Raw genomic sequence first — 12,446 nt, 5'->3', positions numbered from 1 at the left:
GGGTAAACCACGAGATTTTGTGAGCGACAAAACATAAATTGTGTACAACGTAAGACGATTAAAGATCGCGCATCGTATTTCCACGCGGCTCGAAAGACGATCGCGCGAGCCGCGCTGCGCCAGCCGGCGCGCGCTATAGCCCCGCGCTCAGGTGCATCCGTTTCGTATTCGGCAGCGGTTCGTGCTGCATCGGTCCCTTGATGAGTTCGCTCATCGCGTTGCGGGCCCAGCGGTTGGCCGGCTCGTGATGAAAGCGCGGATGCCAGTACAGATAGAGGTCGTACTTGGGCGCGGGGAACGGCAGCGGCAACAGCTTGACGTTCACGAACTCCGCGAAACGCCGACCGACCGCCTGAGGGACGGCCGCGATCATGTCCGACCCGGCCACGATGAACGGCACGCCGATGAAGCGCGGCACGCTGAAGCGCACGTTGATGCGAATGCCGAGGCGTTCGTGAGCGCGTTCGAGCACGTCCTGCTCGCGGCCCTCGGGATGGACGATCACGTGCGCGGCGTTGCGGTATTGATCGAGCGATAGCGTGTCGCCAATCTCGGGGTGATCGTCGCGGGCGATGCACACGTAGGAGTGCCGGTACAGCGCCTTGCGCTTGAGCGCCTCGCTCTTGAGCCCCGGGAAGTAGCCGATCGCGAGATCGACTTCGCCGCTCGCGAGGCCTTCCTCGAGCTCCGGCATGCTGAGCGCGACGGTCTTGATGCTCACGTGCGGCGCGGTTCTGGCGAGAAAGCTTTGCAGACGCGGCAGAAACACCATCTCGCCGATATCGGACATGCACAGCACGAAATTGCGCGACGACTCCGCGGGCCGGAATTCAGGGGCCGGAAGAATCTCGGTCTGCACGAGATCGAGCAGCCGCGCCACCGGATCGCCGAGCGCCTGCGCGCGGGGCGTGGGTTCCATGCCGCGCCCGGTACGCACGAAGAGCGGGTCCCCGAACAGTTCGCGCAGTTTCGACAACGCATAGCTCATTGCCGGCTGGCTCAAGCCGATGCTCACACCGGCCTGCGTCACATGGCGCTTCTTCAGCAGCGCATCGAACACCTTCAGCAGATTCAGATCGACCTGACGAATATCCATAGTTTGGATGATCCCTATCGACGTTACATAATTGACGGATTTTATCGCCGTTTTTAACATCGTTTCCAAACTAAAGGAGTGAGACACCATGTCTGAAGAACAGAAGCCGCAACGCCCGTTGCGCAGCAATTTCCCCCGTGGTTCCTATCTCGGCGCGGTACGCGCCGCCCAGTGGCGCAATCTCGGCATCAGCGAAGAGGACCTCGACAAGCCGAAGATCGCCATCGTCAATTCGTCGTCGGAACTCGCGACGTGCTTCAGCCACCTCGACGGCATTGCCGCGCAGCTGAAAGAGGCGATTCGCGCGGCGGGGGCCTTGCCGTTCGAAATCCGCACGGCCGCGCCGAGCGACTTCATTACCGGTGCCGGCGCGCGCGGCGCATACATGCTGGCTGCCCGCGACCTCGTCACGAACGACATCGAAGTGGCCGTAGAAGGCGCGCAACTCGACGGCATGGTGTGCCTCGCCTCGTGCGACAAAACAGTGCCGGGTCAGTTGATGGCCGCCGCGCGGCTGAACATACCGACCATCGTCGTTGCGTGCGGCTATCAGCCGAGCGGCGAATATCGGGGCGAGCACGTCGATATCGAAGACGTGTTCGTCGGCGCGATGCACACGCTGACCGGCAAGCTTCCGGTCGAGGACCTCATCGGCATGAGCCAGAACGCGATTCGCGGCCCCGGCGTGTGCTCGGGACTCGGCACCGCGAATTCGATGCATATGGTGAGCGAGGCGCTCGGTATGTCGCTGCCGGGCAGCACGCCGGTGGCCGCCAACAGCGAAAAGATGTTCGCCTTCGTGCGCGAAGCCGGCGCGCGCATCGTCGAGATGGTGCGCGACGACCTGAAGCCGCGCGATATCCTCACGCGCGGCGCGTTCGCGAACGCGGTGAAGACGGTGTTGGCCGTCGGCGGTTCGATCAACACGGTGAAACATATGCAGGCGGTCGCGGCCGAAGGCGGGATCGACGTCGACGTGTATGCGCTGTTCGAGGAATTTGCCGCCCAGATTCCGGTGCTGACCGGCGTGCGTCCGGTCGGCTCGCACACGATCGAGCAACTGGAAGCGGCCGGCGGCGGTCGCGGCGTGATGAAGCGGCTCGAAGCATGGCTCGACACCGGCGCCTTGACCGTGACGGGGCGCACGGTCAAGGACAACCTGCAGGATGTCTGGATTGCCGACGACGAAGTGATTCGCACGCCTGAGCGCGCGTTCGCCAATCATCCGGCCATCGTGCTCGTGCGCGGCAATCTCGCACCGCAGGCCGGCATCGTCAAATTCGGCATTTCGCCGGACAAGCAGCGTACGTTCACCGGCAAGGCACTGTGCTACTCGACTTCCGACGACGCGATTGCGGCGATCAAGGACGGCCGCATCCAGCCGGGCAACGTCGTCGTGATGCGCGGCGCGGGCGTGTGCGGCGGCCCGGCGATGGGCGGCGGCGCCTCGCGCGTCGTCTTCGCGATCGATGGCGCGGGCCTGTCCGAACAGGTTGCCATGCTGACCGACGGACACCTGTCCGGTCTCGTCTGCAAGGGGCTGGTGGTGGCCGAGGTCTCGCCGGAAGCGGCGACCGGCGGGCCGCTCGCGCTCGTGGAGGACGGCGACACGGTCGAGATCGACCTCGAGCGGCGCGTTTGCAATCTGCAGGTGGACGAAGCCGAAGTGGCGCGCCGCCGCGCCGCGTGGCAGCGCCCCGCGCCCGTCAACGACACCGGCTGGCTGAAGATCTATCGCGCGACGGTCGGCACGATGCCGCAAGGCGCGGTGCTCGGCGCGGACCGGCCGGCGCGGGAGCGTTGAGATGGGCGCCGAAACCGTAATCGACATCGGTACGGTCATCGAGCGGCAGCAGACCCATCGCTTCGGGGTACTGCTGATCGTCGCGATGGGCGTGATGATGATGACCGAGGGCTACGACCTCGCCGCGATGGCGTTCGCGGCGCCGGCGCTCAGCCGCGCGTGGCATCTCGGGCACGGCGTGCTCGGCCCGGTGTTCGGCGCGTTCGTGTTCGGCACGATGATTGGCGCGTTCGCACTCGGCTATCTCGGCGACGTGATCGGCCGCAAGCGCACGATCATCATCGGCAGCGTCGTGCTCGCAGTGTTCACGCTTGCGGCGTCGCGCGCGACGGGGCTCGAACAGTTGCTCGTGCTGCGCTTTCTCGCAGGCATCGGCATCGGCGGCGTCGTGCCGAACGCGATCGCGTACACCACCGAGTTCGCGCCGAAGCGCTGGCGCGCGACGTGGGTCACGCTGATGTACACCGGCTACACGATCGGCAGTAGCGTCGGTGGTCTCGTATCCGCGTGGCTCGTGCCGAAGTTCGGCTGGCAGGTGGTGTTCGTGATCGGCGGCATCGCGCCGCTCGTGACGAGCGCGATGCTGTGGTTTGCGGTGCCGGAGTCGATCCGCTTCCTGACGCTGAAGGGCCGGCATGCCGAAGTCGCGCGAATCGTTGCGCGGATCTCGCCGGGTTTCGTCGTCGAGCCGCAAGCGCGCTTCGCGACCGGCGGCGGTTCGCAGGGTGACGCGCATGGCGATGCCCGCGACGGCTCGCTGCGGCTCCTGTTCGCGGGCCGGCTGCGTGCGCTGACGCCGGTGTTGTGGGCCGTGTACATCGCCAACTCGATGGCGCTGTTTTTCCTTAGCAGCTGGCTGCCGGTGCTGATCGAAAGCGTCGGTCTAGCGCCGCAACAGGCGGCTCTCGTATCGGCGATGTTCCAGCTCGGCGGCACGCTGGGTGGTCTCGCGCTGATGCGCTTCGTCGACACGCGCGGCGCGATCATCATCACCGTGCTGCCGCTGGTCGGTACGCCGCTCGTCGCGCTGCTCGGCACCGGCTTGCCGGGGCCGATGCTCGTCGCGGCCGTGTTTCTCACGGGCTTCACGGTGGTCGGCACGCAGTTCGGCCTGAACGCCGTTGCCGCGCTCGTCTATCCGACCGCGCTGCGCGCGAAAGGCACCGGTTCGGCGGTCGGCATCCAGAAGATCGGTGCCATCGCGGGGCCGGTGATCGGCGGCATGTTGATGGCCGCGCATCTGCCCGTCGAGCAACTGTTCTTCTTCGGCGCGGCGCCGGTCGCGCTCGTCGCGGCACTCGCCTTCGTCCTCGGCCGCCTGCATCGTCGTCGCGACGACGCCGCGCCGGACAACACTCAATCAGGAGCAGCCCATGTCGCTTGAAGTCGTTCCCATTGACGCCGCGCGTCCGGATTTCGCCGGTCTCGCGCGAGGCGTCGATCTCGCCGGGCCGGTCGCCGAAGACGTCGCCTGCGCGATCGACGCGGCCATGAACCACTACGCGGTGCTCGTGTTCCGCGGGCAGCCGCTCACGCAGGAACAGCAGCTTGCGTTCGCGGGCGCGCTCGGGCCGCTCGATCTCGGCTTCAAGCGCGTGGCCCGTCCGCATGCGCGGCTCGCCTACCAGGAGCTGGCCGACATCTCGAACATCGACGAGTCCGGACAGGTTGCGGACCGCGCGCATCGGCGCATCGTCGGCAACCTGGCGAACCAGCTATGGCACAGCGACAGTTCGTTCCAGCAGCCGGCTGCGCGCTATTCGATGCTGTATGCGGTCGTGGTGCCCGAGTGGGGCGGCGAGACCGAGTACGCGGACATGCGTGCCGCGTGGGACGCGCTCGATCCGCGCGACCAGCGGGACCTCGACGGGCTCGAAGCGGAGCACTACGCGCTGTACTCGCGCTTCCTGCTCGGCGATACCGAGTACACCGAAGAACAGCGCAACGCGTTGCCGCCGGTGCGCTGGCCGATCGTTCGCGAGCACGCGGGGTCGGGCCGCCGGCATCTGTTTATCGGCGCGCATACGACGCATGTCGTCGATCGCACGATCGCCGAAGGACGCATGTTGCTGGCGGACCTGCTCGAACATGCGACCGCGCGCCGCTTCGTGTACGCGCATCAGTGGCAGCCCGGCGACCTCGTGATCTGGGACAACCGCTGCACGCTGCATCGAGGCCGCCGCTACGACCTGTCGGTGCGCCGCGAACTGCGGCGCGCGACGACGATCGACGTGGATCGCCACGCCGGGCCGAACACGGCTCAACCCGAACCTGCACACGGAGCGCGGTAAATGAAGCTGAACGACGACGAACAGGCGATGCTCGACGGCCGCGACGGCCCGGCCGTGCAGCGCGCGATGGATCTGCTCGTGCGCTATGGCGAAGCGCTCGGTGCGCCACGGCTGGTGGACACCAACAACGTATGCGGCACGGTCGGCGCGACGATGCCGTTCCTGCGCGATTACGCGGCGCAGCACGGCGGCCTCGACGCGGTGTTTTCCGAATTCAATCTCGACAGCCCGGATGTCGTCGAGGTGCCGAAGGCGAAGGTGTTCAGCAGCCATTTGCAGCAGGGGCTCGACCCGGAGCATGCGCAGCGCCAGGGGATAGATAGCCAGATCGTCAAGCTCTATCGCCAGGGCGAAGCCTACACGGGGCGCCTCGGCATCCAGCCGCTCAATACCTGCGCGCCGTATCTGGCCGGCAACGTGCCGGTGCGCGGCGAGCATTGCGCGTGGATGGAGTCGTCGGCGGTGATCTACATCAACGCGGTGCTCGGCGCGCGCACGAACGCGGAAGGCCGCGAGAGCACGGGCGCCGCGATGCTGACCGGCAAGATTCCTTACTGGGGTCTGCACCTCGACGAGAACCGCGGCGGCACGCATCTGATCGAGCTCGATATCGAGGTGAAGACGGTGCAGGACTGGGGGCTGCTCGGCTACTACGTCGGCGAAGTCGTGCAGGACCGCATTCCGGTAATCGACGGGCTGCGCGACGTGCCGAACCTGCCGAAGCTCAAGCACTTCGGCGCGGCGGCGGCATCGTCCGGCGGTGTCGAGATGTATCACATCGTCGGTCAGACGCCGGAGGCGCGCACGCGCGACGAAGCGTTCCGTGGCCGCCGGCCGGTCGAGACGATCCGCTATGGCGCGGCCGAGCGGCGTCTCGCGTACGAACGCGTGAACACCACCGCGAAGGATGCGCAGGTCGATTTCGTGATGCTTGGCTGTCCGCACTATTCGATCGAGCAGATCTGGGAAGTGTGCCAACTGCTGGAAGGCCGGCGCATCGGCGCGAACACCGAGCTATGGATCTTCACCGCGCGCGCGACACGGCAACTCGCCGACCAGGCCGGCTACACGAAGCTGATCGAGGACGCGGGCGGCGTGCTGATGACCGATACGTGCTCGGCGATCGGCCGCGTGATGCCCAAGGGCACGCGCGTCGTCGCGCTCGACTCGGCGAAGCAGGCGCATTATCTGCCCGCGATCATGGGCGTACAGGCATGGTTCGGCACCACGGCCGACTGCATCGAGGCCGCAGTGACGGGCCGCTGGCAAGGAGGGCTTACCGCATGAACGCGAAGAACGACGACACGACGGCGGGCGCAGCGGACGCGGCCATCGTGCTGCATGGCCGCAAGGTGGTCGGCGGCTGTATCGAGGGCGAAGCGCTGGTGACGCGCGATCGCATCTCCGGCTGGGGCGGCATCGACCCGCGCACCGGCACGATCATCGAGACGCGCCACGAACTGCGCGGACAGAGCTTCGCGAACAAGGTGCTCGTGTTTCCGGGCGCGAAGGGCTCGTCGGGCTGGTCGAGCCAGTTCCATATCGCACGGATCGCCGGCACCGCGCCGGCGGCGATGCTGTTCAACGAAATGACCACGAAGATCGCGCTCGGCGCGGTGGTCAGCCATGCGCCCTCGCTGACCGACTTCGACGTCGATCCGCTCGACGTGATCGAAACGGGCGACTGGGTCCGCGTCGATGCCGACCGTGGTGTCGTCGAAGTGCTGAAGCGCGGTCGCGCCTGAGCTTGTCGCGCGGGACATCCGCGCGCACCTGACATTGTTTTAATGGAGAAAATGTTGTGAAGACTGGTACTCGTATCGTCCGCCGCAGCGGGCAATCGACGAGCTGGAAACTCGACGCGGACGTGTGCATCGTCGGCGCGGGTATTGCCGGCACCTCGGCCGCACTCGAAGCGGCGGCACTCGGCCGCAAGGTCGTGCTGGTGGACAGCCTGCCCGCGCTCGGCGGCCAGGCGGTCAACTCGATCATCGGCACGTTCTGCGGACTGTTCTCGAACGGACCGAAGCGCTTTCAGGTCACGCACGGCATCGCGGACGGCATCCTGCGCGATCTCGGCGAGAAGGGCGCGCTGCACTATAAGGAAGGACCTCTGACGACCGTCGTGCTGTACGACGAAGTCGCGCTCGCGCGCTGGATCGAACAGAAGATACTCGACGCCGGCATCACCGTCGTGCTCGGCGCGGTACTGCGCGACGTGACGCGCGACGGCCGGCGGGTGAGCGAGCTCGATGTGGCGACGCGCTACGGCGACGTGCGCATCGCGGCGAAAGGCTTCGTTGACGCGAGCGGCGACGCGGCGCTCACGTGGCTCGCCGGCTTCGACTGCCAGGAGCCGGACACGCCGATTCGCGGCACGCAGATGATCGTGCTGGAAAACCTCGACGAAACCGATCTGCCGACCCCGACCGCTTTCCGCGAACGCGTCGAGGCGAAGGCGAACGAGTACGGGCTGGAGCGCAAGGACGGTCTCGTGTTCTATTTCCGCGGCCGCAACATCGGCATTGCCAACATGACGCACATCGAGACGCCGCTCGAACCGATGGCGGCGTCGCACACCGCGCTCGTCGGGCGCGACCAGGCGGACCGCGCGTTCGAGTTCCTGCGCAGCGAGTATCCGCACATCTATCGCAATGCGCACATCCGCAGCTACGGTTTGCCGGGTATCCGGCAGACGCGCTGGATCGTCGGCGAGCAGCAGTTGACCTCGGAAGACGTGATTACCGCGAAGCAGTTTCCCGACGCCGTCGCGCGCACGTCGTGGCCGATCGAATTGCACGACCGCGCCGAAGGCTACGAATGGAAGCCGTTCGGCGACGACCATCTGCATACCGTACCGTTCGGCAGTCTCGTCGTGAAGGGCGCGGACAATCTGATCGCGGTCGGCCGCTGTATCGACGCCGACGCGAGCGCGCTGTCGAGCGTGCGCGTGATGGGGCCGTGTATCGCGATGGGCGCGGCGGCCGCGCATGCGTTCGATCTCGCGGACGGCGGCAGCGTTCAGCAGATCGATCGCGGCGCGCTGCGCGAGCGGCTCTCCGACAACGTCGACCGTATCGATCCGCCGCATCTGAAGGACTGACGCACGGCTTGCCCGTATCGCGGGAATCCGACAGAGGTGCGCGACAAGCCCCCGTTCCCGCGAGTCCACTCACTGCATGACCGGAACCCCATGACGCGTCGGGCACTGCCCGGCGGTCAATGCGGAACTTCCTGGAGGAGACAATGATTCAAACCTTGCCCGAGGCGCGCACACTTGACGTGTCGCGTCTGATCGACGAACAGAAGGTCGGCTGGTTCGCAGTCCTGCTAATTGCATCGACATGGCTCGTGATGCTGACCGACGGCTACGAACTGAGCGCGCTGGCGTTCGCCGCGCCGTCGCTGATCCGCGCGTGGCACATCGAGCGCAGCGTGCTCGGGCCCGTGTTCGGTGCCAATATTTTCGGCATCATGATCGGCTCGATCGTGTTCGGCTACGTCGGGGATCGCATCGGCCGCAAGCGCGCGATCCTGTTCGGCGCATGCTGGTACGGCGTCGCCACGCTCGCGACCGTGTGGGCGTCCAGCGTCGACCCGTTGCTGTGGCTGCGCTTCGTGGCGGGCATCGGCATCGGCGGCGCGGTGCCGAACGCGTTCGTGCTCGTCTCTGAGTTCGCACCGAAGCGGCTGCGCGCAACCTGGGTCACGCTGATGTTCACCGGCTACACGCTCGGCGCGGGCTTCGGCGGTGGCGTCGCGGTGTGGCTCGTGCCGCATTACGGCTGGCCGGCGGTATTCGTGGTCGGTGGCGTCGCGCCGCTCGTCGTCGCGGCCCTGCTGTGGTTCGTGATGCCCGAGTCGCTGCGCTACCAGGTGCTGAAGGGCTGGTCTCGCGACGGCATCGCGGCGACCGCCGCGCGCCTCAGGCCGGAACTCGCACTGCCGTCCGACGCGCATTTCGTCGTGACCGACGAGCGCCGCGTCGAGAAATTCTCGCCGCGCATGCTGTTCGCGGGCCGCTTGCGCTACGTGACGACGGCACTGTGGCTCGCGTACATCGCCAACTCGATGGCGCTGTTCTTCCTGCAAAACTGGTTGCCGGTGCTGATCGAGGCGACCGGCGTCGATGCGCATCGCGCCGCGCTGATGACGACATTGTTCTCGGTCGGCGGCACACTCGGCGGTCTCGTGCTGATGCGCTTCATCGACCGGCATGGCGTGCGGCTCGTCACCTGCCTGCCGTTGATCGGCTTTCCGCTCGTCGCGGCGCTCGGCATGGATCTGAAGATGGGTTTGCTGACCGCCGCCGTGTTCGGCGTGGGCTTCTGCGTGGCTGGAACCCAGGCCGGGCTCAACGCGGTCGCGTCGATCGTCTACCCGACCAGCTTCCGCTCGAAAGGCACCGGCACCGCGATCGGCGTGGCGAAGATCGGCTCGATCTCCGGTCCGATGATCGGCGGCATGCTGCTGGCCGGACATCTGCCGGTGCGCGATCTGTTTCATGTCGCAGCGCTGCCGGTCGTAAGTGTCGCGGTGCTGATGTTCGTGCTCGGCCGCATGTACCGGCCCGGCGGTATCGAGGACGACGTCATGTCCACCGATGCACCGTTGCCGGCTGCCGGCGCCGCGGCGAAACGGTAGGACAGACAGGCGGGATGCGCGGCCGCGCATCGTGGCGGGAGCCGGCACTTTAGCGCGCAAGGCTCCTGCTCATCGGCTTTCATTTGCAGTCCACATCACATTCAAACTGGAGAGAGACAATGAAAACAGCAGTTTGCACTGCTGCGGTCGTTTGCGCCTGCGCAGCGCCGCTGGCGGCTCACGCGCAGAGCTCGGTCACGCTGTACGGCATCATCGATACGGGCATCGCGTGGACGAATTCGGTCGCATCGTCGATCACGACGCAGGGCGCTTCGCGCTGGTCGATGGCGACAGGGTGGGGCAGCGGTGACCGCTTCGGCTTCGTCGGGCGAGAGGACCTCGGCGGTGGCCTCGCCGCCATATTCCGGCTCGAAGCGGGGTTCAGCGGACTGAACGGCACGTCGTCGCAGGGTGGCCGGCTGTTCGGCCGGCAGGCCTATGTGGGGCTGGCCAGCGAGCGCTACGGCCAGCTCACTTTCGGCCGTCAGTATGACTATACGTTCGACTACGTCGCGCCGCTGCTGTCGTGGCTACAGTTCGGCAGCATCTACGGCGCCCATATCGGCGACGTCGACGATACGTTCCAGACGTTCCGGCTCGACAACACCGTCAAGTACGAAGTCAGCCCGCTCACGGGCCTGAAGATGGGCGCGATCTACGCGTTCAGCAACCAGGCAGCCGGCGCGGATGGCCAGGGCTTCGCCAACAATCGCGCCTACGGGTTCGGCCTCGACTACCAGCGCGGCGCGCTGCATGCGGTCGCGAGCTATCTGCAACTGAACAATCCGTCGGCGGGGCTCGCCTCGGGCAGCAATCCGAACGGGGCGGTCGGCGATGAATATAGCGGCTCGACCAGCATCTTCTACAACGCGGGTTTTGTCGAACGGCAGCGGATTTCGGCGCTCGGGGCCGGCTACACGTTCGGTGCCGCGACGGTCAACGCCGTGGTGACCGATACGCGGCTCGACTATCGAGGCGGTCAGACCATGCGGGTGGACAACTACGAAATCAACGGACGCTACCAGTTCACGCCGGCGTTGATGGCCGGCATCGGCTATATCTTCACCGACGGCCACGGCTATACCGGCACCGGCGCAACGTCCTTCGCGACCGGCGACCGGCCGAAGTGGCACCAGGTCAACGCGGGCATCAGCTATCTGCTGTCCAAGCGCACGGACGTGCATATGTCGCTGGTTTATCAGCACCTCGCCGGCGATGCGAGCACGGTCGCGATCAACTTCTTCGGGCCCGCGGGGGCGGGACGCACCAGTCAGATCGCCGTGCTGGCGGGATTGCGGCACCGGTTCTGATGAACCGCGCGAGGGCCGCTACGCGTTGTAGCGGCCATTCAGGCGTCACCCCAGGCGGCATCTCATCGCACGCTAGACGGCCGGTGGCGCCGCGGTGTTCTTGCCATGCGCGCGCGATGCCAGCCATGCCATGCCGGCGCCGAGTCCGCCCGCAAGGCCGCCAAACGTGCCGATCCATGGCATGCCGAAGCGGTCTGCGATGTGATTGCCGAACAGCGCGCCGGCGCCGATCCCGACGTTGTACAGACCGGAATAGATCGATACGGCAAGGTCCGTCGCTTCCGGCGCCAGCTTGAGCATCCATGCCTGCATCGCGAGCCCGAAGCAGACGATCGCGCCGCCCCAGACCACGATATGTACGGAGAGCGTGACGATATCGAGCGAGCACGGGAACAGGATCAGCAGGCACACGGACAGCGCGACAATCGATGTCAGCAGGAATTGCGCCGGCCGTCGAGAGTAGAGGTGGTTGAAGCAGAGGGCCGCCGGAATGCCGGCGCTGCCGAACAGGATCAGCAGGTAGGTGATCTGGCCTTCGCTCGCATGGCTGACGCTGCGCACGAACGGCTCGATGTAGGTATACGACGTGAAGTGCGCGGACACGACGAGAACCGTAATCGCGTAGAGCGCCACCAGCATCGGCTTGCGCAGCAGCGCGGGCAGGTGCGCGAGCGAGCCCGTTTGATGGCTGGGCAACTCGGGCAGCGTGGCGCGCAGTATCGGCAGCGTAATGGCCGACGCGCACGCGAGTGTCAGGAAGGTGATCCGCCAGCCCAGCGCCTGGCCGATCACGCGCCCGATCGGAATGCCGGCCACCATCGCGATCGACGTGCCCATCGCCAGCAGGCTGAGGGCGCGGCTTTTCCGCTCCGGCGGCGCGAGCCGCACGACCAGCGCAACGGAGATCGACCAGAAGGTCGCGTGTGCACAGGCGATGCCGATGCGCCCGATGACGAGCACCGGGAAGTTCCACGCCACGCTCGTCACGAGATGGCTGACGACAAACAGAACGAGTACTCCGCTCAACAGCTTGCGGCGTTCGACGTGGCGGGTGAGCGCGGTCAACGGCAGCGACACCGCTGCGACCGTCCACGCATAGATCGTCATCATCAGCCCGACGTCGGTCGGCCGCATGTGCAGGCTCTCGCCGATGGCGCTCAGCAGCGCGACGGGAACGAATTCCGTGGTGTTGAAGATGAACGCGGTCAGCGTCAGCGCGAGCACGCCTGACCACGAGTGTTCCGGATGAGCAGATGCGTTTGTCGACATGCCTGGATGTGGGAAAGAGGAGTCGTGTCCGG

General features: G+C 66.3%; 10 protein-coding genes. 8 read left to right on the top strand and 2 right to left on the bottom strand.

The annotated features are described in order from the left end of the window. Nucleotides 1–133 precede the first annotated feature (133 nt). Nucleotides 134–1,096: a LysR family transcriptional regulator gene (locus F3J19_RS19050; RefSeq protein WP_167044316.1), complete on the bottom strand. Its 963-nt coding sequence runs from the start codon at nucleotides 1,094–1,096 to the stop codon at nucleotides 134–136. An 88-nt stretch (nucleotides 1,097–1,184) separates the two neighbouring features. Here F3J19_RS19050 and ilvD point away from each other — a divergent pair, with 88 nt between their 5' ends. The 8 genes from ilvD (at nucleotide 1,185) to F3J19_RS19010 (ending at nucleotide 11,145) form a co-directional block, all read left to right on the top strand. Further along, on the top strand, nucleotides 1,185–2,900 hold the full coding sequence (gene ilvD, locus F3J19_RS19045; protein WP_167044313.1) for a dihydroxy-acid dehydratase: 1,716 nt from the start codon (nucleotides 1,185–1,187) through the stop codon (nucleotides 2,898–2,900). 1 nt (nucleotide 2,901) lies between these two features. Beyond that, nucleotides 2,902–4,284, top strand: coding sequence for an MFS transporter (locus tag F3J19_RS19040; RefSeq protein ID WP_167044310.1), 1,383 nt, complete (start codon nucleotides 2,902–2,904; stop codon nucleotides 4,282–4,284). Further along, on the top strand, nucleotides 4,274–5,191 hold the full coding sequence (locus F3J19_RS19035; protein ID WP_167044306.1) for a TauD/TfdA family dioxygenase: 918 nt from the start codon (nucleotides 4,274–4,276) through the stop codon (nucleotides 5,189–5,191). The genes F3J19_RS19040 and F3J19_RS19035 overlap by 11 nt, the downstream gene beginning before the upstream one ends. Beyond that, nucleotides 5,192–6,478, top strand: a complete 1,287-nt coding sequence (locus F3J19_RS19030; RefSeq protein WP_167044303.1) for an aconitase X catalytic domain-containing protein — start codon at nucleotides 5,192–5,194, stop codon at nucleotides 6,476–6,478. It begins immediately after the preceding gene. Then, nucleotides 6,475–6,936 (top strand): DUF126 domain-containing protein, encoded by a 462-nt coding sequence (locus F3J19_RS19025; protein WP_167044300.1) that lies wholly within the window; start codon nucleotides 6,475–6,477, stop codon nucleotides 6,934–6,936. Before F3J19_RS19030 ends, F3J19_RS19025 begins: the two co-directional genes overlap by 4 nt. A 56-nt stretch (nucleotides 6,937–6,992) precedes the next feature. Then, nucleotides 6,993–8,294: an FAD-dependent oxidoreductase gene (locus F3J19_RS19020; protein WP_167044297.1), complete on the top strand. Its 1,302-nt coding sequence runs from the start codon at nucleotides 6,993–6,995 to the stop codon at nucleotides 8,292–8,294. Between the two features lie 143 nt (nucleotides 8,295–8,437). Next, nucleotides 8,438–9,835 (top strand): MFS transporter, encoded by a 1,398-nt coding sequence (locus tag F3J19_RS19015; protein ID WP_167044294.1) that lies wholly within the window; start codon nucleotides 8,438–8,440, stop codon nucleotides 9,833–9,835. Between the two features lie 119 nt (nucleotides 9,836–9,954). After that, nucleotides 9,955–11,145, top strand: coding sequence for a porin (locus tag F3J19_RS19010; protein WP_167044291.1), 1,191 nt, complete (start codon nucleotides 9,955–9,957; stop codon nucleotides 11,143–11,145). A 72-nt stretch (nucleotides 11,146–11,217) separates the two neighbouring features. Here the strand turns inward: F3J19_RS19010 and F3J19_RS19005 are convergent, their stop codons facing one another. Next, nucleotides 11,218–12,414, bottom strand: a complete 1,197-nt coding sequence (locus tag F3J19_RS19005) for a sugar transporter (RefSeq protein ID WP_167044287.1) — start codon at nucleotides 12,412–12,414, stop codon at nucleotides 11,218–11,220. Nucleotides 12,415–12,446: the final 32 nt, after the last annotated feature.

The sequence above is a fragment of the Burkholderia sp. Ax-1724 genome (assembly GCF_011752995.1).
In the GTDB taxonomy this organism is placed as follows: Bacteria; Pseudomonadota; Gammaproteobacteria; order Burkholderiales; family Burkholderiaceae; genus Paraburkholderia.
This window is presented reverse-complemented; position numbering and strand designations above follow the sequence as displayed.

Excerpts from the sequence above, each read along its gene's own strand:
- F3J19_RS19015 (WP_167044294.1), top strand. The coding sequence starts at position 8,438 with ATGATTCAAACCTTGCCCGAGGCGCGCACACTTGACGTGTCGCGTCTG.
- F3J19_RS19035 (WP_167044306.1), top strand. The coding sequence starts at position 4,274 with ATGTCGCTTGAAGTCGTTCCCATTGACGCCGCGCGTCCGGATTTCGCC.
- F3J19_RS19025 (WP_167044300.1), top strand. The coding sequence starts at position 6,475 with ATGAACGCGAAGAACGACGACACGACGGCGGGCGCAGCGGACGCGGCC.
- F3J19_RS19030 (WP_167044303.1), top strand. The coding sequence starts at position 5,192 with ATGAAGCTGAACGACGACGAACAGGCGATGCTCGACGGCCGCGACGGC.
- F3J19_RS19050 (WP_167044316.1), bottom strand. The coding sequence starts at position 1,096 with ATGGATATTCGTCAGGTCGATCTGAATCTGCTGAAGGTGTTCGATGCG.
- F3J19_RS19040 (WP_167044310.1), top strand. The coding sequence starts at position 2,902 with ATGGGCGCCGAAACCGTAATCGACATCGGTACGGTCATCGAGCGGCAG.
- F3J19_RS19010 (WP_167044291.1), top strand. The coding sequence starts at position 9,955 with ATGAAAACAGCAGTTTGCACTGCTGCGGTCGTTTGCGCCTGCGCAGCG.
- F3J19_RS19005 (WP_167044287.1), bottom strand. The coding sequence starts at position 12,414 with ATGTCGACAAACGCATCTGCTCATCCGGAACACTCGTGGTCAGGCGTG.
- ilvD (WP_167044313.1), top strand. The coding sequence starts at position 1,185 with ATGTCTGAAGAACAGAAGCCGCAACGCCCGTTGCGCAGCAATTTCCCC.